18 protein-coding genes are annotated in these 25,406 nt (G+C 72.3%); 12 read left to right on the forward strand and 6 right to left on the reverse strand.

What is annotated here, in order from left to right:
* Positions 1 to 4: 4 nt before the first annotated feature.
* The 8 genes from PGN23_RS16615 (at position 5) to PGN23_RS16650 (ending at position 8,964) form a co-directional block, all read left to right on the forward strand.
* A complete protein-coding gene (locus PGN23_RS16615; protein ID WP_335304166.1) occupies positions 5 to 2,065 on the forward strand; it encodes an amidohydrolase family protein in 2,061 nt (686 codons plus the stop codon).
* Positions 2,049 to 3,353 carry an APC family permease gene (locus PGN23_RS16620; RefSeq protein ID WP_335304168.1) on the forward strand — a complete coding sequence of 435 codons (1,305 nt, stop codon included), beginning with the start codon at positions 2,049 to 2,051 and terminating at the stop codon, positions 3,351 to 3,353. Before PGN23_RS16615 ends, PGN23_RS16620 begins: the two co-directional genes overlap by 17 nt.
* A gap of 101 nt (positions 3,354 to 3,454) precedes the next feature.
* Positions 3,455 to 4,618, forward strand: coding sequence for a pyridoxal phosphate-dependent aminotransferase (locus tag PGN23_RS16625; protein WP_335304169.1), 1,164 nt, complete (start codon positions 3,455 to 3,457; stop codon positions 4,616 to 4,618).
* 33 nt (positions 4,619 to 4,651) lie between these two features.
* Entirely contained in the window at positions 4,652 to 5,668 is a 1,017-nt protein-coding gene (cobT, locus tag PGN23_RS16630; protein WP_335304170.1) for a nicotinate-nucleotide--dimethylbenzimidazole phosphoribosyltransferase, read from the forward strand.
* Between the two features lie 26 nt (positions 5,669 to 5,694).
* Positions 5,695 to 6,222 carry a histidine phosphatase family protein gene (locus PGN23_RS16635; protein ID WP_335304634.1) on the forward strand — a complete coding sequence of 176 codons (528 nt, stop codon included), beginning with the start codon at positions 5,695 to 5,697 and terminating at the stop codon, positions 6,220 to 6,222.
* The gene (cobS, locus tag PGN23_RS16640) at positions 6,219 to 6,923 is read left to right on the forward strand and encodes an adenosylcobinamide-GDP ribazoletransferase (protein WP_335304172.1); all 705 of its coding nucleotides are present in this window, start codon (positions 6,219 to 6,221) and stop codon (positions 6,921 to 6,923) included. The genes PGN23_RS16635 and cobS overlap by 4 nt, the downstream gene beginning before the upstream one ends.
* Positions 6,914 to 7,435 (forward strand): bifunctional adenosylcobinamide kinase/adenosylcobinamide-phosphate guanylyltransferase, encoded by a 522-nt coding sequence (gene cobU, locus PGN23_RS16645; protein WP_335304173.1) that lies wholly within the window; start codon positions 6,914 to 6,916, stop codon positions 7,433 to 7,435. The genes cobS and cobU overlap by 10 nt, the downstream gene beginning before the upstream one ends.
* Before the next feature lie 26 nt (positions 7,436 to 7,461).
* Complete coding sequence (locus PGN23_RS16650; RefSeq protein ID WP_335304174.1) at positions 7,462 to 8,964, forward strand: S10 family peptidase; 1,503 nt, start codon at positions 7,462 to 7,464, stop codon at positions 8,962 to 8,964.
* Between the two features lie 248 nt (positions 8,965 to 9,212).
* Here PGN23_RS16650 and PGN23_RS16655 read toward each other — a convergent pair whose 3' ends face one another.
* The 5 genes from PGN23_RS16655 to PGN23_RS16675 form a co-directional block, all read right to left on the reverse strand.
* Positions 9,213 to 10,691, reverse strand: a complete 1,479-nt coding sequence (locus tag PGN23_RS16655) for a S10 family serine carboxypeptidase-like protein (protein ID WP_335304175.1) — start codon at positions 10,689 to 10,691, stop codon at positions 9,213 to 9,215.
* Between the two features lie 5 nt (positions 10,692 to 10,696).
* Positions 10,697 to 12,136: a S10 family serine carboxypeptidase-like protein gene (locus PGN23_RS16660; RefSeq protein ID WP_335304176.1), complete on the reverse strand. Its 1,440-nt coding sequence runs from the start codon at positions 12,134 to 12,136 to the stop codon at positions 10,697 to 10,699.
* Between the two features lie 114 nt (positions 12,137 to 12,250).
* Entirely contained in the window at positions 12,251 to 12,988 is a 738-nt protein-coding gene (locus PGN23_RS16665) for an NRDE family protein (RefSeq protein WP_335304177.1), read from the reverse strand.
* A gap of 4 nt (positions 12,989 to 12,992) precedes the next feature.
* Positions 12,993 to 13,928, reverse strand: coding sequence for an alpha/beta hydrolase (locus tag PGN23_RS16670; protein ID WP_335304178.1), 936 nt, complete (start codon positions 13,926 to 13,928; stop codon positions 12,993 to 12,995).
* A gap of 147 nt (positions 13,929 to 14,075) precedes the next feature.
* Positions 14,076 to 14,561: an Lrp/AsnC family transcriptional regulator gene (locus tag PGN23_RS16675; RefSeq protein WP_335304180.1), complete on the reverse strand. Its 486-nt coding sequence runs from the start codon at positions 14,559 to 14,561 to the stop codon at positions 14,076 to 14,078.
* Between the two features lie 82 nt (positions 14,562 to 14,643).
* Here PGN23_RS16675 and putA point away from each other — a divergent pair, with 82 nt between their 5' ends.
* The 4 genes from putA (at position 14,644) to PGN23_RS16695 (ending at position 22,332) form a co-directional block, all read left to right on the forward strand.
* A complete protein-coding gene (putA, locus tag PGN23_RS16680; RefSeq protein ID WP_335304181.1) occupies positions 14,644 to 18,228 on the forward strand; it encodes a trifunctional transcriptional regulator/proline dehydrogenase/L-glutamate gamma-semialdehyde dehydrogenase in 3,585 nt (1,194 codons plus the stop codon).
* A gap of 128 nt (positions 18,229 to 18,356) precedes the next feature.
* A complete protein-coding gene (locus PGN23_RS16685) occupies positions 18,357 to 19,505 on the forward strand; it encodes a CaiB/BaiF CoA transferase family protein (protein WP_335304182.1) in 1,149 nt (382 codons plus the stop codon).
* 4 nt (positions 19,506 to 19,509) lie between these two features.
* The gene (locus tag PGN23_RS16690; RefSeq protein ID WP_335304184.1) at positions 19,510 to 20,175 is read left to right on the forward strand and encodes a TetR family transcriptional regulator; all 666 of its coding nucleotides are present in this window, start codon (positions 19,510 to 19,512) and stop codon (positions 20,173 to 20,175) included.
* Between the two features lie 87 nt (positions 20,176 to 20,262).
* Positions 20,263 to 22,332 carry a putative bifunctional diguanylate cyclase/phosphodiesterase gene (locus PGN23_RS16695; protein WP_335304185.1) on the forward strand — a complete coding sequence of 690 codons (2,070 nt, stop codon included), beginning with the start codon at positions 20,263 to 20,265 and terminating at the stop codon, positions 22,330 to 22,332.
* Between the two features lie 45 nt (positions 22,333 to 22,377).
* Here the strand turns inward: PGN23_RS16695 and PGN23_RS16700 are convergent, their stop codons facing one another.
* Positions 22,378 to 25,203: a TonB-dependent receptor domain-containing protein gene (locus tag PGN23_RS16700; protein ID WP_335304186.1), complete on the reverse strand. Its 2,826-nt coding sequence runs from the start codon at positions 25,201 to 25,203 to the stop codon at positions 22,378 to 22,380.
* Between the last annotated feature and the right edge of the window lie 203 nt (positions 25,204 to 25,406).

Below are 25,406 nucleotides of genomic sequence, written 5' to 3' on the forward strand. Positions count from 1 at the left end.
GCGCGTGCTCCTCGCGCTCCTGCTCACCGCCTCGCCTGCGCTGGCGGAGACGGAGAAGCTATCGATCGTCGCGAACGGCGAGGTCGTCGGCAGCGTGGTCGCGGAGACGAGCGGCAACCGCACCCACGTCGACTACCGCGTCGACGACAACGGCCGCGGACCGAAGCACCGCGAGGACATCGTGCTCGGCGCGCGCGGCGTGCCCGTGGAATGGACCGTAGCGGGCACCTCGCTGATGGGCGGCCCCGTCGACGAGCGCTTCCGCTGGAGCGCCGGTCGCGCCGCCTGGGAAAGCCAGGCCGACAGGGGCGACGCCGCCGCCGCGACGCCCGCGCTCTACATCCTCAACGACGACAGCCCCTATGCCGCCGGCATCTACGCCCGTGCCGCGCTGGCGGCGGGCGGCAGCATCGCGACGCTGCCCGGCGGGCGCGTCACCGCGACGAAGGTGCGCACGATGCGCATCGGCGCGACGCCGGTCACCGTCGTCCGGCTCGACGGCATCCAGCTGTCACCCGACTACCTGATGCTCGACGCGCGGCAGCGGCTCTTCGCGACCTTCAGCGCCACCGGCGTCGCGATCCGCGCCGGGCAGGAGAGCGAGGCGCCCGCGCTGCTGAAGCTGGGGGCGGAACTGGAGGGCGAGCGCGTCCGCGCGATCAGCGCGCGGGTCGCGCACCGCTACGACGTGCCGGTGCGCATCCGCAACGTCCGCATCCTCGATCCCCGCACGGGGACGCTGGGCGCGGTCTCGACCGTCGTCGTCATGCGCGACCGCATCACGCAGGTCCTGCCCGGCGACACCGGCCCCGCGCCCGCCGACCAGCTCGTGATCGATGGCCAGGGCGGCACGCTGATGCCCGGCCTGGCGGACATGCACTCGCACACCTCGCTCGACAGCGGGCTGTTCTACCTCGCCGCCGGCGTCACGCTGACGCGCGACATGGGCAACAAGAACGATTTTCTGCTCGACCTGCTGCCGCGGGTCGAGGCGGGCGAGATCGCCGGCCCGCACATCGTCCCCGACGGCTTCATCGAGGGGCGCAGCCCCTATTCGGCGCGCAACGGCTTCATTCCCGACACGCTGGCCGACGCGATGAAGGCGGTGCATTGGTATGCCGACCGCGGCTACCGCGAGATCAAGATCTACAACAGCCTCGACCCCGATTGGGTGAAGCCCGTCGCCGCTGAGGCGCACCGCCTCGGGCTCGGCGTGACCGGGCACGTTCCCGCCTTCTCCTCGCCCGACCGCGTGATCGCGGACGGCTACGACACGATCGCGCACATCAACCAGCTGATGCTCGGCTGGCTGCTCGATCCCCGGGACGATACGCGCACTCCGCTGCGCCTCACCGGCATGGCGCGCGCCGCCGACCTGGACCTCGCGTCCCCGCGCGTGCGGCGCACCGTCGCGCTGATGAAGGCGCACCGCACGTCGCTCGATACCACCGCGGTGATCCTGGAACGCCTGATGCTCAGCCGCGCCGGCACCGTGGCGGAGGGCGATGCGGCTTATCTCTCGCACATGCCGATCGGTTATCGCCGCTACCGCCAGCGCACCTTCGTCCCGCTGAAGGACGCCGCCGAGGATCGGCGTTACCACGCCGCCTTCGCGACGCTGTTGGACACGATGAAGCTGCTCCACGCGCAGGGCATCCGCCTGTTGCCCGGCACCGACGACGCCACCGGCTTCACCGTCCAGCGCGAGGTGGAGCTGTATGCCAAGGCCGGCATCCCCGTCGCCGACGCGCTGCGCCTCGCCACCTGGGGTGCGGCCGATTACCTCGGCGATACCGCGTCGCGCGGGTCGATCGAGCGCGGCAAGACCGCCGAGTTCGTCCTGCTCGCCGGCGATCCGACGCGCGACGTCGCCGCGATCCGCACGCCCCGCATGGTGATGCGCGCGGGCGCGATCTACTATCCGGCGGAAATCTATCGCGCGCTGGCGATCGAGCCGTTCGCAGCACCGCCCCCGGTCACGCTGCCCACCGCGACGACACCCGCCGCCCTGGGCCATGCCGGCACCGCCTATTTCGGCGCGGCGGCGCATGACCATGTCGACTGAGCCGCACCTGACCCGCGGCGTCGGGCTGACCGGCGTCGTCATGTTCGGCGCGGGCACCGCGATCGGCGTCTCGATCTTCTCGGTCCTGCAACCCGCCGCGCAGGTGGCCGGCTCCGGGCTGCTGATCGCGATCGCGCTCGGCGTCGTGCCGATGCTGCTGTTCGCGACCGTCTATGCCTGGCTCGCCTCCGCGCTGCCGGTGTCGGGCGCGTCCTACGAATGGCCGCGCCGCTTCCTGGGGCCGTTCGCGGGCTTTTCGATCGCCTGGCTGCGCATCATCAGCAACGTCGGCGCGACCGTGGTGCTGGCGCGCGTGCTGGTCAATTACCTCGGCATGGCGATCGCGCTGCCCGGGACGCCCGTCGTGGCGGCCGCGATCACGCTCGTCTTCGTGCTCAACTATGTCGGCGTCACCGTCGCCGCGCGCGTGCAGACCGTGCTGATGCTGCTGCTGATCGCGGTGCTCGCGGCCTTCGTCGCGACCGGCGCGCCGCGGGCGTCCGCCGCGACGATCGGCCCGCTCGTCGCCAACGGCGTACCTGCGATCCTCGCCGCGCTGCCGCTCCTCATCAGCCTGTTCCTCGGCATCGAATCCGCGGTCGAGATCGGCGACGAGGTGCGCGATCCGCAGCGCACCATCCCGCGCGGCATCGCGCTCGCCATCCTGCTCACCGCGCTCGTCTACGGCGCGGTCGCGGCCACCGCGCTCGGCCTCGTCGGTGCGCCCGCGCTCGCCGCGAGCAAGGCGCCGCTGCTGACCGCCGCACAGGTGCCGCTCGGCGCGCTCGCGCTGCCGCTGGTGGTCGGCGCGGCGACCGTCTCGATCCTGAAGACGATGAACGCCACCGCGCTCGTCTTCTCGCGCAGCCTGTTCGCGATGGCGCGCCGCGCCGCGTTGCCGCCCGCGCTCGCCGCGATCCACCCGCGCTTCGGCACCCCGCACCGCGCGATCCTGCTCGCCTATGTCTGCGCGATGGCCGGGCTGCTGATGCCCGACAGCCTCGTCTTCCTGCTGCTGGCGGTGAACCTGCCGACGATGCTGAAATACATCGCCTGCTCGCTCTGCGCGATCCGCGTGGCGAAGGGCGCGCAAGGGGTGGCGGCGGGCGCGTGGCTGCGGATCGCGCCGCGCCGGATGGTCGCGATCGGCTGGTGGGCGGTGGTCGCCGCCGCGATCATCATCGTCGCCGGGCTGGAGGCGGACGGGCGCCCCTATGCGCTGGTCGGCGGCTGGCTGGCGATCGGCACGCTCTACTATCTCGCCTATGCGCGCCGCGCCGCGCGCTGACCGGCAAGGTTATGCACCCGCGCCCGCGCCGCTCCGCCACTTCGGATAACGTTGCCGCCGCCGGCAGCTACAATCCGGCGTCAAGGGGGACTCGACACCGGATGACCGACATATTGGAAGCGGACAGCTACGCGCTGTGGATCCGGCGAACGCTGTCGCGCGCCCGGTCCGCCGGCGGTCGCATCGTCCCGCTGTTCGACAGCTCGGTTCCCGAACCCGCCGACCTGCTGACCGCCGCCGTCGCGCGCGCGTTCGCCGCCCCCGTCACCGACCGCTACGTCAGCGCGTTCAGCGGCGGCAACCCGCATGTCGTCGCGCATCTCAAGCGCCGCTACGGCGTCGCCGCGGATCAGGTGCTGTGCACCACCGGCGCCACCGCCGCGCTGTCGATGCTCTACCGCGCGCTGCTGCGCCCCGGACAGCGCATCGCGGTCGAGACGCCCGGCTTCGACCTGTTCGGCGGGATCGCCGCGCTCCACGGCATCGCCGCCGACACGTTCCCGCGCCCCGCCCCCGATTTCGCGCTCGACCTCGACCGCCTCGCCGCCGCGATCCGCCCGGCGACGCGGATGGTCGTCGTCTCCAATCTCCACAATCCGTCCAGCGCGGTGATCCCGCACGATCAGCTGGTGGCGCTCGCCCGTTTCGCGGAGGAGCGCGACCTGCTGGTGGTGGTGGACGAGGTGTACGGCGACTATGCCGATGCCGCCACCCGGCCCTGCGCCGCGGCCTCGCTGTCGCCGCGCTTCGTCACGATCAGCAGCCTGACCAAGATCTTCGGCCTGTCGTCGCTGCGTTGCGGCTGGATCGTCGGCGACGCGGGCGTCGTCGCACGGGTCCGCGCGCTGGCCGACCGCTTCGAATTCGGCGTGTCCAACCTGTCGCACGCCGCCGCCGCGCTGGTGCTCGACGACGCCGCGACCTTCACCGCGCGCACGCATCGGGTGATCGACGCCGCACGCCCCGTCGCCGCCGCCGCCTTCGCCGACTGGCAGGCCGACGGGCTGATCGCGGGCGACCTGCCGCGTTTCGGCTGCGTCGCCTTCCCCCGGCTGGTCGGGGTGGAGGATACCGCCGGCTTCGCCGAATGGCTGGGCGAGCGATCGGGCGTCGTCGTCGCACCCGGCGAGTATTTCGGCGCCCCCGGCCACATCCGCATCGGCTTCGCCCAGCCTCCTGCCCTGCTCGCCGCCGGGCTGGACGCGCTGGGCGAGGGGTTGCGCGTCTGGCGCGCCGATCCGCAGCGGCGTCGCGCGCGCGGTTGACCTGCTTCGCCGCGGACCGATAGGGGGCCGGGCGTGCCCGCCGCCTTCGCCACGCCTGCCGCCTTCCTCGACGCGCTCGACCGGCTTCCCGCGTCGGATGCCGCGGCGCGCGACGCCGCGACCGCGCGCCAGGCGCAGCTGACCAAGCCCGCCGGCTCGCTCGGCCGGCTGGAGGAGATCGCGATCTTCATGGCCGGGTGGCAGGGACGCCCGCGCCCGCAGCTGCATCGCGGGCGGATCGCGGTGTTCGCGGGCAATCACGGCGTCGCCGCGCGCGGGGTCAGTGCCTTCCCGGCCGACGTGACGGCGCAGATGGTCGCCAATTTCGAGCGTGGCGGCGCGGCGATCAATGCGCTCGCCCGGGCCGCGGGGCTGGAATTGGCGGTCGTCCCGCTCGACCTCGATCGCCCCACCGCCGACATCGCCGCCGCCCCCGCGATGGACGCGCAGGAGACGCTGGCCGCGCTCAACGCGGGCGCGGCCGCGGTGACGCCGGGGCTCGACCTGTTCATCCCCGGCGAGATGGGGATCGCCAATTCCACCCCCGCCGCCGCTTTGTGCGCCGCCGCCTTCGGGGGCGCCCCGCGCGACTGGGTCGGGCCGGGCACCGGCGTCATGGGCGCGGCGCTCGCCGCCAAGCATGCCGCGGTCGATGCCGCGCTGGCGCTCCACCGCGCGGACGCGCGCGACCCGTTCGAGATGCTGCGCCGGCTGGGCGGGCGCGAGCTGGCCGCGATCGCGGGCGCGGTCGTCGCGGCGCGGATGCGGCGCGTGCCCGTCCTGCTCGACGGCTTCATCGCCACCGCCGCGCTCGCCCCGCTGGCGTCGCACCGCCCCGCGATCCTCGACCATTGCCTCGCCGCGCACCGCTCGGCCGAGCCGGGCCATGCGCGGCTGCTCGACCGCCTCGCGCTGTCGCCGCTGCTCGCGCTCGACATGCGGCTGGGCGAGGCGAGCGGCGCCGCGGTCGCCGCACAGATCGTCCGCGCCGCGCTCGCCGCGCACGACGGCATGGCGACCTTTGCCGAGGCGGGCGTCGCGGGCGCGTGAGCGACACCGTGCGCGACATCCATCTGATGCGCCACGGCGCCCCGGCGACGCCCGGCCTGCTGCTGGGCCGCACGGACGCCCCCGCCACCGCCGACGGCATCGCCGCCTGCCACGCCGCGGCCGCCACGATCGGGGGGCGCGTTATCGTCGCCTCCGACCTGATCCGCGCCCGCGACTGCGCGCCGCGCGCGCCGCGCATCGACCCGCGCTGGCGCGAGCTGGACTTCGGCGACTGGGACGGGCGGAGCCCCGCGGCGATTCCTCCCGACCGGCTGTCGCTGTTCTACGACGATCCCGACACCCACGCCCCCCCGAACGGCGAGACATGGTCCGCGCTGACCGCCCGCATCGCCGCCGCGCTCGACGATTGCGCGCCCGACACGCTCGTCGTCACCCACGGCGGCGCGATCCGCGCGGCGCTGGCGGTGACGTGCGGGTTCGGCACGCGGCAGGTCTGGGCCTTTCATCTGCCCTATGCCGCAATCCTGTCGCTGCGCTGCTGGCTGGGCGGCGGCACGGGGATCAGGGGGCAGATCATCGGGCTGCGGACATGACCCCGCTGCTGCTCGCCTTCGCGTTCCTGACCCGCCTGCCCGTCCCGCGCGTCACCGCCACGCCCGCCGATGTCGCCGCCGCGGTCCGCTCCTACCCGCTGGTCGGAACGGTCATCGGCGTCGCGCTCGCGCTCGCCGCCGCGATCGGCGACGCCTGGACCGGCGCGCTCGCCGCGCTGGTGGTGTGGACCGCGATCACCGGCGCGCTCCACCTCGACGGCCTCGCCGATGTCGCCGATGGGCTGGGTGCCGCGCACGGCGATCGCACGCGGCTGATCGCGGTCATGCGCGATCCGCATATCGGCAGCTTCGGCACGGTCACGCTCGTCGTGCAGCTGCTGGCCAAGCTGGTGCTGCTCCACGCCGTCATCGCGACCGCCGCCCCGCTGTGGATGCTCGCCGCCGTCCCCGCCGCGGCCCGCGTCGGCCCGCTCGTCTGGTCTCGGGTCCTGCCCCCGATCACGCCCGGCCTCGGCGCGCAGGTCGCCGCCGCGGTGCGCGCGCGCGACATCGCCGGCTGGGCGCTCCTGCTCGCCGCCGCCTGCGTCGCCATCCCCTGGCTCGCCGCGATCGTACCGCTGATCGCGGCCTTCGCGCTGTGGGCCCGCCATCGCCTCGGCGGCATCAACGGCGATGGCCACGGCGCAGGGATCGAGCTCATCGAGACCGGATTGCTGGGAGCATGGCTGCTATGGGCGTGACGACCCTCGTTCTCGGCGGCGCCCGCTCGGGCAAGAGCCGCCATGCGCAGGCGCTGGCCGAAAGCGCCGGGGGCCCCCTCACCTTCGTCGCCACCGCGCAAGGATTCGATGACGAGATGCGCGACCGCATCGCGCGCCACCGCGCGGACCGCGACGCGCGCTGGCACACGGTCGAGGCGCCGACGGACCTCGCCGCCGCGCTGCGCGCCGCCGATGCGCCCGGCGCGACGATCCTGGTCGATTGCCTGACGCTGTGGACGTCGAACCTGCTGCTGGCCGACGCCGACATCCCTGCCGCCTGCGACGCCCTGCTCGCCGCACTCGCCGACGCACGGGCGACCGTCATCCTCGTCGCCAACGAGGTCGGCTGGGGCATCGTCCCCGACAACGCGCTCGCCCGCGCGTTCCGCGACGCCGCCGGCATCGTCAACCAGCGCGTGGCGGCAGCCGTTCCCCGCGTCCACCTGATCGTCGCCGGGCTGCCACTGGTGCTCAAGGAACCGCCGCGCTAACGGTCCGCAAAACAACGAGGATGTTCATGCGCCTGACGCACCTTGCCGCCGCCGCCGCGGCGCTCCTGCTGACCACCGCCCCCGCCATCGCACAGGATGCCAGGCCCGCCGCCGGCGCGAAGGCGGACGAGAAGAAGCCCGCGATCGACCTGCCCCCGCTCCCCGCCGACCGCAGCATTATGCAGAGCGCGCGGATCGGCACCCGCACGATCAGCTACCGCGCCACGGTCGGCACCATTCCGGTGCGCGACGACACGGGCAAGGAGATCGCACAGGTCGTCTATACCGCCTACACCGTCCCCGGCGGTGATGCGCGACGCCCCGTCACCTTCGCCTTCAACGGCGGCCCCGGCGCGGCCTCGGTCTATCTCAACCTCGGCGCGATCGGGCCGAAGCGCGTCCAGTTCGGCGCGCAGGGCGATGCCCCGTCCGACGCGCCGATCGCGCGCGACAATCCCAACAGCTGGCTCGACTTCACCGATCTCGTCTTCATCGACCCCGTCGGCACCGGGTTCAGCCGCAGCCTGGTCGATGCGGAGGCGACGAAGAAGGCCTTCTACGCCAACGATCCCGACGTGAAATATCTCGGCAAGGTCGTCTACGACTGGCTGGTGAAGGAAGGGCGTCTGCGCGCGCCCAAGTACATCATGGGCGAAAGCTACGGCGGCTACCGCGTCCCGCGCATCGCCTACGAGCTTCAGTCGCAGATCGGGGTCGGGGTCAACGGCCTGATCCTCGTCTCGCCCTATCTGGACCCGGCCTCGCGCGACGATGCCACCGCGCTGTCGCCGCTGCCGTGGATGACCGCGCTGCCGTCGATGGCGGCGGCGCATCTGGAGCGGCAGGGCCGCCTCACTCCGGCGGCGATGGCGCAGGTCGAGGAATACGTCCGCGGCGACTATATGCGCGACCTGCTGCGCGGCCGCTCCGATCCGGAGGCCACCGCCCGCCTCGTCGCGCGCGTCACCGAGCTGACCGGGCTGGAGCCGGCGCTGGTGAAGAAGCTGGGCGGGCGCGTCGACACCGCCACCTACCTGCGCGAGGTACACCGCGCGGAGGGGACGATCGGCAGCATCTACGATTCGAACGTCACCGCCTTCGATCCCTTCCCCTGGGCCTCGGAGCAGCGCGCCAACGATCCCATCCTCGACGCGCTGATCGCCCCCACGACCAGCGCGATGGTCGATTTCGTCACGCGCGAGGTGGGGTGGAAGACCGACGCGCGCTACAACGCGCTGTCCTATGCGGTGAATGCGGCATGGGACCGCGGCAAGCCCGACGACGCTCCCGTCACCGACCTGCGCAAGGCGATCGCGGTCGACCCGAAGATGCAGGTGCTGATCGTCCACGGCTGGGACGACCTGTCCTGCCCCTATTTCGCGTCGCGGCTGATCGTCGATCAGATGCCCGCCTTCGGCCCCACGCAGCGCGTCCGCCTGCGCGTCTATCCCGGCGGGCACATGTTCTACAGCCGCAGCGACAGCGGCGCCTCGTTCCGCGACGACGCGCGAAGCATGTACGGGTCCTGAGTCTCGTCGCCCCGGGCGTGACCCCGGGGTCCCGCTTCCTCCCCTACCGCAGCTGAAAAGCGGGACCCCGGCTCAAGGCGGGACCTTTGCAAAAGGCTGTACCGTGCTCCTGCGCAGGCAGGAGCCCAGGGTTGCAGGTCCCATAAGGCGTTGATGTGCTGGGCCCTGGGCTCCTGCCTGCGCAGGAGCACGGCGTGGGCTGGGTGCTGTTGCGCCCGTTTTGCAAAGTTCCCGGCTCAAGGCCGGGCTCACTTCACCCCCACGAACCTCCGCACCGCCCGCGCGAACTTCGCGCGGTTCGCCGCGCCCTCGTACACGCCGTGCGGCCCGTCGAAAATCTCCGCCGTCAGCCGCTCCGCCGGTATCCCCGCCTGGTCCAGCCCGTAGCGCGCCTCGTACGCCGGCGTCGTCAGATCATAGACCCCCGCGGTCCAGAACAGCCGCAGTTTCGGGTCGGCGCGCATCGCCTCGGCCACCGGGCGTACCGCATCGATCGTCGGATCGTGCTTCCACTGCGCATTGGCGGTGAAGTTGACCGCATAATAGGTGTCGGTCGTCGGGAATTTCAGGTCCTGCGTCAGGTGCCGCCCGAACACCGGGTTCGGGATCGGCCCGACATCGGCGGGGTTGAACGGCTTGCCGTCCTTCTTCGCCCCCGTCGGCACCACCGCCAGCGCCGGATCGTCGAGCGCGCCGTCGCCCTCGCGATCCGCCGGCAGCGGCGCGGTGACGCGCACGTCGAGCAGCCCGGTGCGCTGCCCCTTGTCCTTCAACAGGTCGAACATCCACACGTTCTTCGGCACGCGCAGCCCCTTCGCCAGCACCAGCGCGGGGTCGATGCCGATCAGCGCCGCCACCCGCTGCGCGACGCCGTTCCGCTCCGCCTCCGTCATGCTGCCGCCGCGGATCAGCGCGCTGGCATAATCGGTCTGCGCGAAGGCGACCGCCGCGTCATAGACCTGCCGCACGCTCATCGCGCCGCGCGTCTCGGGCCGGTGGAACCAGCGCCCCGCCGCCATCGTCGGCAGCGCGGTGATATAGGGCAGGTCCGGCCCCGGCGTCCGCCCCACCAGCGCCACCAGCATCACCCCGTCGAACCGCAGCGCCGCGGGGTCGCGCATCAGCAGCCCGGCGCGCACCGTGCCGTAGCTTTCCCCCATCACGTAGCGCGGCGACCCCTCGCGCCCGTGCACCTTCAGCCAATGCGCGATCGCCTGCCGGACGGAGCGGACGTCGGCCTCCGCATTGTAATATTGCGTCGCATCGACCCCCGGCAGCGCGCGGCTGACCCCGGTGCCGACGGGGTCGACGAAGACCAGATCCACCGCGTCCAGCACGCTGTCGGGATTGGCGACCAGCGGCGCGGTCGACGCCCCCGCCATCGTCCCCGCCGGCTCGTCGGCGCGGATCAGCGGCCCCAGCGCCCGGGTATTGAGCATCGCGGAGCCCGCGCCGGGGCCGCCGTTGAAGGCGAACAGCACCGGGCGGCGCCGCACGTCCTTCACCCCGTCGCGCAGATAGGCGGTGGTGACGATCGACGCGCCCGGGCGGTCGTCGTCGGCGGGGACGATATTGTCCTCCACCACCGCGGTATAGCGCACCGCCCGACCGTCGAAAATGCCCGCGTGACGCGTCGTCGCGCGCCGCTCGACCGGCGCGCGCTGCGCCGTCACCGGCGCTGCGGCGACCAGCGCGGTCATCAGCATCAGGGCGGGCGCTCGCGTCATCGGTATCACTCCCCGGCGGCGATGAGCGCCGCGACATCGTTGGACAAGGCACGCCGCGCGGGCGCGTCGCGGTACATCATGTGCCCGCCGCGGTAGCAGCGGAACGTCACCCGCGGCGCCAGATCGGCGGGCAGCCGCGCCACCCGCTCGCGGTTGGCGGCACAGCTGCTGTAGCTGTCGTACAGCCCCGTCGCGACCAGCACGCGCAGCGCGGGTGCGGCGCGCATCGCCTCCGCCGTTCCCGGCGGCGGCGGGCCCAGCCGCGGCGGCCCGTCCCCCGCCGCGGCGGCGCGGCGATACTCCGCCTGCACCTCCTGCGGCGTCATCGTCTTCGTCGCCCAGTTCCACCGCGCGCCCGCGCCATCCGGAAAGCTGCCGTCGGGGCTGAAGCCGGTGTCGCTCGGCTCCACGCCCCAATAGGGCAGGCTGGTGCGGTAGCCGAACGGGCCGCGCAGTTCGCGCACCATCGCCCCTTCGTCGACGACCGGCTCCGCGGTCAGCCGCATGTCATAGGCGTTGCGCGGCGGCCCGCCGGGGTTGGTCGCCTCCAGCCACGCGCGCGGGGTGAAGCGCAGCGTCCTCGCATCGATCGCGGCACGCGGCATCGCGGTCGATGCCGCCAGCCGCGCGATCACCGCCGCGCGCTCCGCCGCGGGCAGCGTCGCCGCACGGTCGAGCGCGGGAGCATAGACGCGCCGCGCCCAATCCTCGACCGCGGCGTCGTCCTCGCCCGCCCCCTTGCCGATCGCGCGCACGGTCGCGGCCAGATCGACGACATGCAGCGCGTGCGCCAGCGCCGCCGGGGTCGCATCGGGCAACCCCAGCCCCCCCGACACCAGCACCAGCCCCGCCACCGGCGCGCCTGCCTGCGCGAGCAGATATGCGACCTGCCCCGCCCGTGCCGAGCCGAAGCTCTCGCCCATCAGATACGTCGGCGCATCGCCTGCGTCGTGGGTCACGCGCCACGCCCGCACGAACTCGGCAAAGGCGCGCGTATCCGCTATCGTCCCGTAGAAGGCCGGGGCTTCCTCCGCGCGTGCCAGCCGGCTGAACCCGCTCCCCACCATGTCGACGAAGACCAGATCGGCGTGCGTCAGCAGCGTCTCCGCATTGTCGACCATCCGCGCGCCCTCGATGCGTCGCGGCCCCGCGAATTCGAACTGCAACGTCGTCGACGGCGCCCCCGGCCCGCCGTTCCACACGAACATCACCGGCCGCCGCGGCGCCCCCGGCGCGCGCGGCCGCGAGTAGGCGACGTAGAACATGTGCGCGCGGGGCGTCCCCGTCTCCGCATCACGGATCGCGATGCGTCCCGCCTCCGCGCGATAGTCGAACGCGCGCGGGGCGAAGCGATGCGTGGTGACCACCGCGGGCTCCTCGAACGGCCCCTGCGCCCCCACCGGCCCCGCGATCAGCGCCGCCGCCAGCCATGCCCATCCGCGCACGTCCGCCTCCCTCGTCTCGCCCGGTCCGCAACGACCCCCGACCGCGACCTTCCCACACGCGATCCGCGAAAGTTATGCGCATATCGCGCCCCGCATCGCGCGCGCGCATAGCGATCACGCGCCGGGCCATACGAAATCGTGCCGATCATCCCCCACGAACGCCCCGTTCGCATCGTAACGCCGCTCCACGATCGTCCCCCGCCCGGCGGCATCGACCAGCACCAGCGTGCTGCACCGCGTTCCGTAGACGGGATCGTCGACGAAGATCGCGACCGGATCGCCCCCCGCCGCCATAGGCGGCAACCGATCGCCCCACGCCTCCACCGGCGAGGAGCGATCGCGCAGCCCCTCGAACAGCACGTCCTCACCCGCGTCGGGCGTCTCCAGCCACGCTGCGATCAGCGACGCCAGCCGCCGCGTCTTGGGCCAGGGCGGGTCGAGCGGCCCGTTCGACATCGCATGCACCCCCGGTGCCAGCGCATGCGACGCGACCCGCGGCCGGTTGGTCAGGAACGTCGCCACCCCGCCGCGGATCGCGACCGCGTTGAACGGGTTCACCGCCGCCGCATCCCCCGCGGCGCCCGTCGCCAGATCGACCACCAGCGCCCCGCGCGATGCCTTCGCCGGGTCGGGGCCGCCGAACCCGCGCAGGTTCGTCAGCGCCGCGAAGCCGCCCGTCCGCGTCACCGCCAGCCACGTTCCCCCCGCGACCAGATCGCGCCCCGCGATCACCCCGCCCTCCGGCCAGGGGGCGAGCGGCGCGGTGGCGCGCGCGTGGAACTCGTCGCGGTTCGCCGCCACCACCAGCCGCCAGCGCGGATGCGCGCGCCACGCCAGCGCCAGCACGCACATGACGCTATGTCAGCGCGCGCGCGAGCGCGGCGTTGCGATCCGCCCGCGCACGCTTCGCCACCGCCGCATCGGGCGAGGCGTCGAAGCCGTGGAACGCGCCGGGATACACCTGCAACTCGGTCGGCACCCCCGCCGCGATCAGCCGCCGCGCATAGTCGATATCCTCCTCCACGAAGAGGTCGAGTGCGCCGGTCATGATATAGGTCGGCGGCAGCCCCACGAGGTCCGTCGCCCGCGCCGCGGCGGCATAGGGCGAGACGTCCGCCCCGCCCGGCTCCTGCCCCAGCAGCGAGGCCCAGCCGAAGCGGTTGCTCCCGCGGTTCCAGATGAACTCGCCCGCCTGCGGGTGCGGCGCGCCGGTGCAGGTCCGGTCGTCGATCATCGGATAGACCAGATGCTGGAAGGCGAGGGCATATACCCCCCGATCGCGCGCCAGCAGCGCCAGCCCCGCCGCCAGCCCGCCGCCCGCGCTCTGCCCCAGCACCCCGATCCGCGCCGGGTCCACCCCCAGCCGCGCGGCGTTGGCGAAGGTCCAGGCGAGCCCGGCATAGCAATCCTCCAGCGGTCCCGGGTGTACCGTCTCCGGCGCCAGCCGATAGTCGACCGACACGATCGCGCACCCCAGTTCCTGCGCCATCGGCCGCAGGAAGAATTCCATCTCCGCCGCCGCGCCCAGCACATAGCCGCCGCCGTGGATATGATAGATGCACCCCACCGGCCCCCGCGCATCGCCCGGCAGGTAGACGTCCATCCCCACGTCCGGCGCCCCGTCGCGCCCGGGCACCTCCACCCGCTCGCGCGAGACGTCGGTCGGCGGCACCGGCGGCCGCGGAATCTCACGCCCGCGCGCCAGCGGCAGCAGGTCCGCGGTCAGCGTCATCGTCGGCCACGTCTCCAGCAGCGGCAGCAGTTCGGGGTCGACGAGGTGACGGCTGGTCATCGCTTTCTCTCCTGTCCAATTCCGTCATTCCCGCGGAGGCGGGAATCCAGATGCGCTGACCTGTGCGAAGGGTTCGCAACGACATCGGCTCTGGATCCCCGCCTTCGCGGGGATGACGACGTCGACGTATCCCGCGCTTCGCGTCACTTACACCGCGCCATCGCGGATCGTCTCCATCGCGACGAAGGTGGACGTGCTGGCGACATGCGGCAACGACGAAATGCGCTCCCCCAGCACCGCACGGTAGCGGCGGATGTCCGGCGTGCGCACCTTCAGCAGATAGTCGAAGCTGCTGGCGATCATATGGCATTCCTCCACCTCCGGGATGCGCAGCACCGCGCGGCGGAAATCCTCCAGCGCCGCCTCGCGCGTGTCGGACAGCTTCACCTCGGCAAAGGCGACATGGTCCAGCCCCAGCCGCGCCGGATCGACGATCGCGCGGAAGCCGAGGATGTACCCCTGATCGATCAGCCGCCGCAGCCGCACCTGGCACGGCGTCTTCGACAGCCCGACCCGGCGCGCCAGTTCCGCCACCGACAAGCGCCCATCGGCGCGCAACGCATCGATGATCCGGCGGTCGAACGCGTCGATCGCACTGTCCGCGGGCGGTTTGGCGGCGATCCGGTCTGCCATATGTCCTCGATCAGGTTCGTTCGGGTTGGTTCTGACGCATCTGTGGGCAAACCGCCAGCGCCGGATCTGCTATGCGGGCGGCATGACCCAGCCGCCCTTCGCCGATTTCGCCCCCCCGGTTCGCACCCCCACCCCGCTGCGCCGCCGCATCACCTCCGCCTATCGCCGGCCGGAGCCGGCCTGCATCGCACCGTTGCTGGAGGAAGCGACGCTCGCCCCCGACCTGCGCGCCGCGGCGCAGGCGACCGCCGCCGCGCTCGTCACCGCGCTGCGCACCAAGCACAAGGGCACCGGGGTCGAGGGGCTGGTGCAGGAATATGCGCTGTCCAGCCAGGAGGGCGTGGCGCTGATGTGCCTGGCCGAGGCGCTGCTGCGCATCCCCGACCACGCCACCCGCGACGCGCTGATCCGCGACAAGATCGCCGGCGGCGACTGGCGCGCGCATGTCGGCGACGGGCGCTCGCTGTTCGTCAACGCCGCGACCTGGGGCCTCGTCGTCACCGGCAAGCTGACCGGCAGCGTCAACGACAGCGGGCTGGGCGCCGCGCTGACCCGGCTGATCGCGCGCGCGGGCGAGCCGGTGATCCGCCGCGGCGTCGACATGGCGATGCGGATGATGGGCGAGCAGTTCGTCACCGGCGAGACGATCGCGGAGGCGCTGAAGCGCGCCCGCCCGCTCGAGGCGCGCGGCTTCCGCTACAGCTACGACATGCTGGGCGAGGCGGCGACCACCGCCGCCGACGCCGACCGCTATTATCGCGACTACGAAAACGCGGTCGAGGCGATCGGCCGCGCGGCGAAGGGCAAGGGGCCGTACGAAGGCCCCGGCATCTCGATCAAGCTCTCCGCGCTCCACCCCCGCTACACCCGCGCGCAGGCCGGGCGCGTGATGGCGGAGCTGCTGCCGCGCGTGAAGGCGCTGGCGCTGATCGCGAGGCGCCACGACATCGGCCTCAACATCGATGCGGAGGAGGCCGACCGGCTGGAGCTGTCGCTCGACCTGCTGGAGGCGCTCGCCACCGACCGCGATCTCGCCGGCTGGGACGGGCTGGGCTTCGTCGTGCAGGCCTATGGCAAGCGCTGTCCGTTCGTGATCGACTGGATCGTCGATCTCGCGCGCCGCGCGCGCCGCCGCATCATGGTCCGGCTGGTCAAGGGCGCCTATTGGGACGCCGAGATCAAGCGCGCGCAGGTCGACGGGCTCGCCGATTTCCCGGTCTACACCCGCAAGATCCATACCGATGTCGCCTATATCGCGTGCGCACGCCGCCTGCTGGCGGCGAAGGACGCGGTTTTCCCGCAGTTCGCCACCCACAATGCGCAGACATTGGCGACGATCTACCACCTCGCCGGCCCCGATTTCGCGACCGGCGACTATGAATTCCAGTGCCTCCACGGCATGGGCGAGCCGCTGTACGACGAGGTCGTCGGGCGCGCGAAGCTGAACCGCCCCTGCCGCATCTACGCCCCCGTCGGCACGCATGAGACGTTGCTGGCGTATCTGGTGCGCCGCCTGCTCGAAAACGGCGCCAATTCCTCCTTCGTCAACCGCATCGGCGATCCAGAGGTGCCCGTCGCCGAGCTGGTCGCCGACCCGGTCGAGACGGTGCGCGCGATGACCCACCCGGGGCAGAAGCACCCGCAGATCGCGCTCCCCCACGACCTGTACGGCGACCGCGCCAATTCCGACGGGCTCGATCTGTCCGACGAACGCACGCTGGCCGCGCTGTCGGAGGCGATGCGCGCCGCCGGGCCGTGGACGGCGGGCGATCGGGGTGCCCCGCGCGACGTCCCGAACCCCGCCGATCACCGCGATCTCGTCGGTACGGTGCGCGAGATGACGCCCCAGCAGGCCACCGACGCCGCGCGTCTGGCGCATGCCGCCGCCCCGCGCTGGGCCGCCGTGCCCGCGACCGAGCGCGCCGCGATCCTGGAGCGGGCCGCCGACGCGATGCAGGCGCGCATGCCCCAGCTCCTGGCGCTCATCGTGCGAGAGGCGGGCAAGTCCCTCCCCAACGCCATCGCCGAGGTACGCGAGGCGATCGACTTCCTGCGCTATTACGCGCAGCAGGCGCGCACGCATCTGGGTGCCGCGCAGCGTCCGTTGGGCGTCGTCACCTGCATCAGCCCATGGAATTTCCCGCTCGCCATCTTCACCGGACAGGTCGCCGCCGCGCTCGTCGCGGGCAATGCGGTGCTCGCCAAGCCCGCCGAGGAGACCCCGCTCGTCGCCGCGAAGGGCGTCGCCTTCCTCCACGAGGCGGGCGTCCCCGCCGACGCGCTCCAGCTGATCCCCGGCGACGGCGCGATCGGTGCCGCGCTGGTCGCCGCGCCGGAGACGGCGGGGGTGATGTTCACCGGCTCGACCGAGGTCGCGCGGCTGATCCAGAAGCAACTCGCCACCCGCCTCTCCGCCGATGGCGCGCCGGTCCCGCTGATCGCGGAGACCGGCGGGCAGAATGCGATGATCGTCGACAGCTCCGCGCTGGCGGAGCAGGTCGTCGCCGACGTCATCGCCTCCGCCTTCGACAGCGCGGGGCAGCGCTGCTCCGCGCTGCGCGTCCTGTGCCTGCAGGAGGACATCGCCGACCGCACGCTGGCGATGGTGAAGGGCGCGCTCCACGAGCTGTCGATCGGCCGTACCGACCGCCTCGCCACCGACATCGGCCCCGTCATCTCCGCGGAGGCGAAGGCCGGTATCGAGCGCCACATCGCCGCGATGCAGGCGGCCGGACACAAGGTGGAGCAGGCGCAGCTGGCCGGCGACGTCTCGCACGGCACCTTCGTCGCGCCGACCATCATCGAGCTGGACGACATCGGCGCGCTGGAGCGGGAGGTCTTCGGCCCCGTGCTCCACGTCGTCCGCTTCCGCCGCGAGCACCTCGACCGGCTGATCGATCGCATCAACGCGACCGGCTACGGCCTCACCTTCGGGCTGCACACCCGGCTCGACGAGACGGTGGCGCACGTCGTCACGCGGGTGAAGGCGGGCAACCTCTACATCAACCGCAACGTCATCGGCGCGGTCGTCGGGGTACAGCCGTTCGGCGGGCGCGGCCTGTCGGGGACGGGGCCGAAGGCGGGCGGTCCGCTGTACCTCGGCCGGCTGGTGACGGGCGCGCCCATGCCCCCCGCGATCGCCTCCACCCATGCCGACGCCGCCGCGCGCGACCTCGCCCGCTGGCTGGAGGAAGCCGGCGATGCCGCCGCCGCGGCACGCGCTCGCGAGACGATCGCCGCCTCGCTGCTGGGTGCGGAGGTCGAGCTCGCGGGGCCGGTCGGCGAGCGCAACCTCTATGCGATCCACCCGCGCGGCCGCATCCTCCTGCTGCCGACCACGCGCGACGGACTGATCGCGCAGCTGGTCGCGGCGCTGGCGGGCGGCAACGATGTCGTGATCGGCACCCCCGCGCTGCACTGCGACCTGCCCGCCACGGTGGCGCAGCGCGTGCGCTGGGCCGACGACTGGCGCACGGCGGGCCCCTATGCCGGCGCGCTGATGGAAGGCGACGCGCTGCCCGCGCTGACCGCGCTCGCCGACCTGCCCGGCCCCATCGTCCTCCCGCAGACCGCGCCCTACCGGCTCGAATGGCTGGTCGAGGAAGTATCGACCTCGATCAACACCACCGCCGCCGGGGGCAACGCCAGCCTGATGGCGATGGTGTGATCTCTTTCTAAAGCCCCTCCCCTCAAGGGGAGGGGCTTGGAAAGCCACCCCCCTTTACGCCCGTTCAGCGCACTCCTAAGCTCCTGCATCTACGGGCCGACCGAGCCCGCATCCTCGGGAGGGCCACCATGCTGAACGGTATCCGCGTGATCGAACTGGCCAGCTATATCGCCGGCCCCGGCGCCTGCGGGCTGCTCGCCGACTGGGGAGCGGAGGTCATCAAGGTGGAGGGGCCGGGCGGCGATCCGTTCCGCCACTTCTACGCCTCGGTCGGGCGCGACGATGCCGAGAATCGCGTGTTCGAGAACGACAATCGCTCCAAGCGCTCGATCGTCCTCGACCTGGCGCAGGAGGACGATGCGGAGGTGCTGCGCCGCCTCGTCGCCAGCGCCGACGTCTTCGTCACCAACACCCGCCCGCAGAGCCTCGAACGGCTGGGCCTGTCGTGGGAGGCGCTGCGCGCGATCAAGCCGGACCTGATCTTCGCCGGCTTCACCGGCTATGGCGCTACGGGACCGGAGGCGGATCAGCCCGGGTTCGACATCACCGCCTTCTGGGCGCGCTCGGGCCTGTGCACGCTCACCACCGTGAAGGGCGGCGACCCGGCGCAGCTGCGCACCGGCATCGGCGACCATATGTCCGCCATGGGCCTCGCCGCGGGGATCATGGCCGCGCTGTACCACCGCGAGCGCACCGGCGAGGGGCAGAAGATCGAGACGTCGCTGCTGCGGATGGGGGTCTATGCCGCCTCCTCCGAACATGCGGTGCAGCTCCAGATGGGCAAGCTCGCCTCCACCAAGCCGCGGCACGAGACGATCAACCCGCTCAACAATTTCTTCCGCTCGTCGGACGGCCAGTGGTTCGTCGTGGTGCCGCGGCAGGGCGCCGACGATTTCCCCCGCTTCGCCCGTGCGATCGGCCGGCCCGAGCTGGTCGACGATCCCCGTTTCGATGGCGTCCGCGCACGTCGCACCAACGGCCCGGCGCTGGTCGACATCCTCGACGCGGGCTTCAACGCGATGACCTGGGACGCGGCGCGCGCGGCGCTTCGGCGCGAGAAGCTGATCTTCGGCCCGGTCCAGTCGGTGGCGCAGGCGACGCAGGATCCGCAAGCCGCCGCCGCGGGCTGCTATACCGAGGTCGCCGGCGCGGACGGCGCGCCGATGCGCCTGCCCGCGACCCCGATCGACTTCGGCGTGGCGCGGCGCCCCGCCCGCCCCGCACCCGCGCTCGACGCCGATGGCGCGGCGATCCGCGCCGAACTGGGCCTGGCGTGAGGCGGTGACGGCACCGCGCGCCCGGGCGACGGCGCCCGCCTCGCGAGGCGATACCGCCTCTCGCGAGCTGCTGCTGAAGGCCGCCGATGCGCTGATGACCGAAAGCGGCAGCGCCAACGCCTCGCTCCACGCGATCGCCCGGCGGGCGGGGGTCACCGCCCCGCTCGCCACCTATCATTTCGGCAGCAAGCAGGGGCTGCTGCTCGCGCTGGTCGAGCGCGTGACGGGGCGGTCGCGGGGCCAGATGGCGGCGCTTCTGGCGCTCGACGTCGACGCGCGCACGCGCCTGCGCCTCCACATCACCGGGATCGTGCGCACCTATGCGCGGCATCCGTGGCTGCTGGCGCTGCTCAACCAGCTGCTGCGCGGCCCCGACGAGGCCGCCGCCGCGCGCGTGAAGGCGGAATTCGTCGCCCCGCTGATCGACACCCAGCGCCGCATCATCGAGGACGGCATCGCCACCGGGCAGTTCCGCGCGGTCGACCCCGAGCAGCTCTACTTCATCATCATCGGCGCGTGCCAGTATCTGTTCTCGGCCCGTGCCACCATCGGCGCGGCGATGGGCGACCGCCCCGCCCAGCCGGCCTTCGCCCGCTCCTTCGCCGGTACGGTGGCGGACATCGTCATGGGCGGATTGAATGCGTCCGATCGCGACTTGGAAAGGGAATAGTAAGGCGTCGTCTGATACACGCCGCGCAATTATATGCTGCCCCGGTCGATCACCTTCCGAGTCCTCGCTGCCTTCACGGCGGTGTTCGTGCTCGCATTGGTGCTGCTCTCGGGCGGCGTCCTGACCGTCGACGATGTCCGCGCGGAGAACGATCGCGTCCAGCAGCTGAGCCGGATGCTGGCCGCCGAGGAGGAACACGATCAGGTCCAGCAGGTGCTCCGCCTGGGGCTGGGCGAGGTCACGCGGATCGCCGAGCGCGGGCAGCCGGTACCGGCGGCGGCGCGCGCCCGGACCGAGGATGCGCTGCGGCGGTTCGCGCAGGACCCCGGCGTGATGAGCGTGGAGGCGCTCGCGGCGCTGCACCGGCTCGACCATGACCGCCTTACCGACGGCGGCGAGCCGCTCGCCCGCGCGGTGCGGACGGCGATGACCGAGCGTCGCGCCGCGGCCGCGCGCTTCGCCGCGATCGGCGGCGACCTGCTGCGCACCGCGCTCACCGATCCCGCCGGCATCAAGCCGCGCATGCCCGGCTTCCTCGCCGGGCTGAAGCGGCTGGAACATGCGCGAAGCGAGCTGCGGCTGCGGCTGGTGCGCGGGATCGACGTCGAGGTGTCGCACAACGCGCGCAAGATGCAGCGCAGCATCGACCGCGTGCTGCTGGGCGGCGCGGTCCTGCTGCTCGTCATCCTGCTGCTGGCGACGTGGCTGCGTCGCCGCGTCATCGTTCCCATCGCCGAGATCGCCGACCGCCTGCGCCAGTTCAACGCCGGGCAGGACGCGAGCGCCGTCGTGCCGGGGCTGGATCGCCGCGACGAGCTGGGCGAGCTGGCGCGGGGGCTCGCCGAATATCGCCACGCCATGGTCGAGCGGCGCGAGGCGGAGCGCCGCGTCGCGTTCCTGGCGCACCACGACATGCTGACCGGGCTGCCCAACCGCCTGATGTTCGAGGAGCGGCTGGCGCACGAGCTCGCCCGCTCCCGCCGCACCGGCGAGCGGGTCGCGGTCTTCGCGATCGACCTCGACGAGTTCAAGGCGATCAACGACCGCTTCGGCCATGCCGGGGGCGACAGCGCGCTGAAGCGGGCCGCAAGCCTGTTGTCGAAGACCGTCCGCACCGACGATCTGGTCGCGCGGCTGGGCGGCGACGAATTCGCGATCATCCAGGTCGCGCGCGACCAGCCGCGCGCCGCGGAGGCGTTGCTGGCCCGGCTGTTCGACGCGCTGGCCCGCACGGCGCAGGATGAAATCGCGCTGCGCATGAGCGTGGGCGTCGCCGTCTCCGCCCCCGATCTGGCGTTCGAGGAGCTCTACAACCTGGCCGACATGGCGATGTACCGCGCTAAGTCGGAAGGGCGGAACACCGCGCGCTTCTTCGACGACGGGCTGAAAGAGGAGGTGCGGCTGCGCTGGCGGCTGGCGCACGATCTGGAGGGCGCGATCGAACGCGGCGAAATGTACCTGGCCTATCAGCCGATCGCCGATGCCGACACGCTGCGGGTCGAGGGGTACGAGGCGCTGCTGCGCTGGTCGCATCCGGAGCTGGGCGAGATTTCGCCCGAGCTGTTCATCCCGCTGGCCGAATCGAGCGGCGGCATCGGCGCGATCGGGCTGTGGGTCGCGGACCGCGCGATGGCGACCGCGGCGCGCTGGAACCGCGGGCTGTCGCTGGCGCTCAACCTGTCCGCGATCCAGTTCCGACACGACCGGCTCGCGCAGTCGCTGCTCGCGCTGGCCGATCGCCACGGCATCGCGCCGTCGCGGCTGGAGTTCGAGGTGACGGAGAGCGCCACCCTGCTCGGCGTCAACCGCGCCGCGGCGCTGACCGCGCTGCGCGCGTTGCAGGATGCGGGCGCGCGGGTCGTCATGGACGATTTCGGCACCGGCCATTCCTCGCTCGGCAATCTGCGCGAATTCCGCTTCGACAAGCTCAAGATCGACCGCAGCTTCGTGATGTCGATGCTCGACCATGCGCCCTCGGCGTCGATCGTGCGCAGCATCATCGCGCTGGGGCACAGCCTGGGCGTGCCGGTCGTGGCGGAGGGGGTCGAGGGTCGGGAAGAACTGGCGGCGCTGCGCGCCAGCGGCTGCCACCAGGTGCAGGGCTATCTCATCGGCCACCCCGCCCGCATGGCGGAGGAACGCTGCACCGTGGCCTGAGCCGGTTGTCGTCACCCCGGGGCCCGACCCCGGGGTGACGATCCCTTACCGCTTCACCGTGAACGACACCCCGAACCGACGCCCGATCACGTCATACGATTGCGGGAAGGTGTTCGCGTCCGCCGAGTTGGTGAAGGCGAGCGGCGGCTGCCGGTCGAGCAAATTGTCGACGCCGACGATGAACCGCGCACGCTCGGTCACGTCGAACGACACCGCCAGATCCAGATAATGCTGCGGCCCGATCCGCTCGACCAGATAGGTCGTGGCGGCATCGTCGCGCACCGCCCCCTCCGTCCGCCACGTCACGCGCAGCGACACGTCCTGCGCTCCCAGCGACGCATCCATGCGGTGGCGATAGCGCGGCAGCGCGCGGCGCACCTCCAGCCCGCAGGTGGCGCCGAACCGGCCGGCGCATTCCACCACCGGCGCGGTCGAGCCGTTCTGCTGCTTCTGGCTCAGCACGATCGTCCCGGCGTAGCTGAGGCCAGCGCGCAGGCCGCCGATGTCGAAGCCATAGTCGCCGGTCACGTCGACGCCGCGCGAGGTCAGCAGCGCGACGTTGATGTCGGAACTGTCGACCGAGGCCAGCTGCCCGTTGGCCTGCCGCCTGACCTGCTGGCAGAAGACGTTGTCGATGTCGCGCGCGACCACGAAGCAGGTGTCGAGCGTCGCCTGCGGCAGCACCGCGCCGACCGCATTGTCGATGCGGATGTCGTAATAATCGGCGGTCAGCGTCAGCCCGGGGATGAACCGCGGCGTCAGCACCGCGCCCGCGGTCCACGTCTTGCCCGTCTCCGGCCGGATCGTCGAGCGCCCGCCGAAGATGAACAGCGCCCCCGTCAGATCCTGCACATAGCCGCCCGCGGGCGCGCCGCTGGCGGTGCAGGTCGCGACCGAGGCGCCCGACGCGACCGGGTTGGCGCACGGATCGACGGCGCGACCCTGAAGCGGGATCGACGAGGTCGCGCCGAACAGCTCGCCGATATTGGGCGCGCGCACGACCCGCTGGTAGCTGCCGCGGAAGCGCACGTCCGGGGTCGGCGACCAGTCGCCGCCCAGCTTCCACGCATCCACCGCGCCGCTGGTCGAATAGTCGGAGCGGCGATAGGCGCCCTCGACGTTCAGCCGGTGGAAGAACGCCACGTCCGCCAGCAGCGGCGCGCGCGCCTCGACGAACACGTCCTTCACGTCATAGCCGCCCGCGAAGTCGACGCGCGTGCCCTGGTTGAACGTCTGCCCCGCGCGCGCGGTCGCGCCGTACGTGTTGCGCCCACGCTCGTCGCGATATTCGAAGCCCGCGACGACATCGATCGGCCCGCCCGGCAGCGTCAGGAAGCGGCCGCTGTCCGCCGACAGCGTGACGCCCGCGACCACCTGCTCGCGGCGGCGACCCTGCGCCACCGGCTCGTCGATATAGGCCGCCGCCGCCGCGCCGATCGCACCGGGGCCGAAGATATTGGCGGGCACGCAACCGTTAGACGCATCCGCGCACACCGCCGCGCCCGACGCGTCGACGGTCGCATTGCCCGCCTGCTGGAAGCGCGCGAGCACGCCCTCGCCATAGATCGGGCTCGATTCGTCGCTGCGCCCGTACTGGCCATAAGCGTCCCAGCGGATCCCCGCGACCGTGCCGCGCAGCCCCAGCTGCCCCTGCCACGTCTCGCGCGTCGTCTCCGTCACGCGGTCGCCCAGCTCGCCCAGCGAGCGGGTCACGGTCAGCAGCGCCGCGTCGGTGCCGGGCGCGGTGCCGGCCGCGTTCAGGTTGAACGCCGGCGCCAGGATCGTGCGCAGCTGCGGCGTCAGATACGGATTGTCGCGCCGGATCAGCACGTTCGCCGCAACGGTCGCGGGCGGCAGCACGTCGCGCACCTTGCTGTTGCCGTACATGCCGCGCCCGTACAGCTCGACGCCGTCCGCCACGTCGTAATGGAAGAACAGGCTGGCGTTGTAGCGCCGCTGCGACAGCACCAGCGACTCGCGCCCGCTCAGCACGCTGCTGGTCGCGAGCGGCGACAGCGAGCCGTCGTCGTTATAGCCGAACGTGCTGCTCGCCGCCGCGCCGCCGATGCCGGACAGGTTGAAGACATTGGCCGAATCCGACCGGCGGAAGAACCCGCCCAGCGGGCGCGCGGTGGTGACGCCGGTGTCCGACCGCTCCGGCGCGGCGAAGCCGCGGTCGCGCTTGAACAGCGGGTCGCGCTCCGACCAGCCGAGATAGACCGCGACGTTGCCGCGACCGCCCAGGTCCTTGCCCCAGGTCAGGTTCGCGCCGCGCGACCCCGCATCGCCGCGCTCGGCGATATTGGAGACGATCTGCGCCTCCAGCCCGGTGAAGTTGCGCTTCGTCACGAAGTTGACGACGCCCGCCACCGCGTCGGAGCCATAGACCGCCGCCGCGCCGCCGGTGAGCACGTCGACCCGCTCGACCAGCGGCGCCGGGATGGAGTTGAGATCGACCGAGTTGCGGAAGCCGAACGGCGCGCCGCGCGTGCCGTCGATCAGCACCAGCGTCCGGTTCTGCCCCAGCCCGCGCAGATCCGCCGTCGCCGCACCGCGCGAGTCCGCCCCGTTGGACGACGCGCCGAAGCTGCCGACGAACTGCGGCAGGCGGTTGAGCACGCTCTCGACGTTCAGCGCACGGTCCAGCGCGATCGCCTCCGCATCGACCGAGGCGACCGGGCTCACCGCGGTCACGCCGGGGCGCGTGATCCGCGTGCCGGTGACCAGAATGTCCTGACCGTCGGCGCCCTCCGCCGCCCCATCGACCGCGGTGGCGCCGGGCGCGGGAGTGACCTGCGCCACCGCGCCGCCGCCCGCCACCAGCGCGATCAGCGCGCTACCCAGCAGAAGCCCGTCGAATGTCCGTGCCATGTCCCCGCGCCCCTTCAACTGGTATTATTGTCGTTGCTACCTGTTGCAGACGACACGGGAATTGGTCTGTTTTGTCAAGAGGGGGTCCATTGCAGACGTCACCCCGGCCTTGAGCGGGACCTTTGCAAAAGGCTACACCGTGCTCCTGCGAAGGCAGGAGCCCGGAGTTGCAGGTCCCATAAGGCGTTGTTCTGCCTGGCCCT

The sequence above is a fragment of the Sphingomonas adhaesiva genome, from assembly GCF_036946125.1.
Lineage (GTDB): Bacteria > Pseudomonadota > Alphaproteobacteria > Sphingomonadales > Sphingomonadaceae > Sphingomonas > Sphingomonas adhaesiva_A.

What these genes read in the sequence shown, in the direction of transcription:
- PGN23_RS16650 (WP_335304174.1), top strand. Translation starts at nt 7,462, where the DNA reads ATGCGCCTGACGCACCTTGCCGCCGCCGCCGCGGCGCTCCTGCTGACC.
- PGN23_RS16625 (WP_335304169.1), top strand. Translation starts at nt 3,455, where the DNA reads ATGACCGACATATTGGAAGCGGACAGCTACGCGCTGTGGATCCGGCGA.
- cobU (WP_335304173.1), top strand. Translation starts at nt 6,914, where the DNA reads ATGGGCGTGACGACCCTCGTTCTCGGCGGCGCCCGCTCGGGCAAGAGC.
- PGN23_RS16665 (WP_335304177.1), bottom strand. Translation starts at nt 12,988, where the DNA reads ATGTGCGTGCTGGCGCTGGCGTGGCGCGCGCATCCGCGCTGGCGGCTG.
- cobS (WP_335304172.1), top strand. Translation starts at nt 6,219, where the DNA reads ATGACCCCGCTGCTGCTCGCCTTCGCGTTCCTGACCCGCCTGCCCGTC.
- PGN23_RS16700 (WP_335304186.1), bottom strand. Translation starts at nt 25,203, where the DNA reads ATGGCACGGACATTCGACGGGCTTCTGCTGGGTAGCGCGCTGATCGCG.
- PGN23_RS16670 (WP_335304178.1), bottom strand. Translation starts at nt 13,928, where the DNA reads ATGACCAGCCGTCACCTCGTCGACCCCGAACTGCTGCCGCTGCTGGAG.
- PGN23_RS16685 (WP_335304182.1), top strand. Translation starts at nt 18,357, where the DNA reads ATGCTGAACGGTATCCGCGTGATCGAACTGGCCAGCTATATCGCCGGC.
- PGN23_RS16620 (WP_335304168.1), top strand. Translation starts at nt 2,049, where the DNA reads ATGACCATGTCGACTGAGCCGCACCTGACCCGCGGCGTCGGGCTGACC.
- PGN23_RS16635 (WP_335304634.1), top strand. Translation starts at nt 5,695, where the DNA reads ATGCGCCACGGCGCCCCGGCGACGCCCGGCCTGCTGCTGGGCCGCACG.
- PGN23_RS16675 (WP_335304180.1), bottom strand. Translation starts at nt 14,561, where the DNA reads ATGGCAGACCGGATCGCCGCCAAACCGCCCGCGGACAGTGCGATCGAC.
- PGN23_RS16655 (WP_335304175.1), bottom strand. Translation starts at nt 10,691, where the DNA reads ATGACGCGAGCGCCCGCCCTGATGCTGATGACCGCGCTGGTCGCCGCA.
- putA (WP_335304181.1), top strand. Translation starts at nt 14,644, where the DNA reads ATGACCCAGCCGCCCTTCGCCGATTTCGCCCCCCCGGTTCGCACCCCC.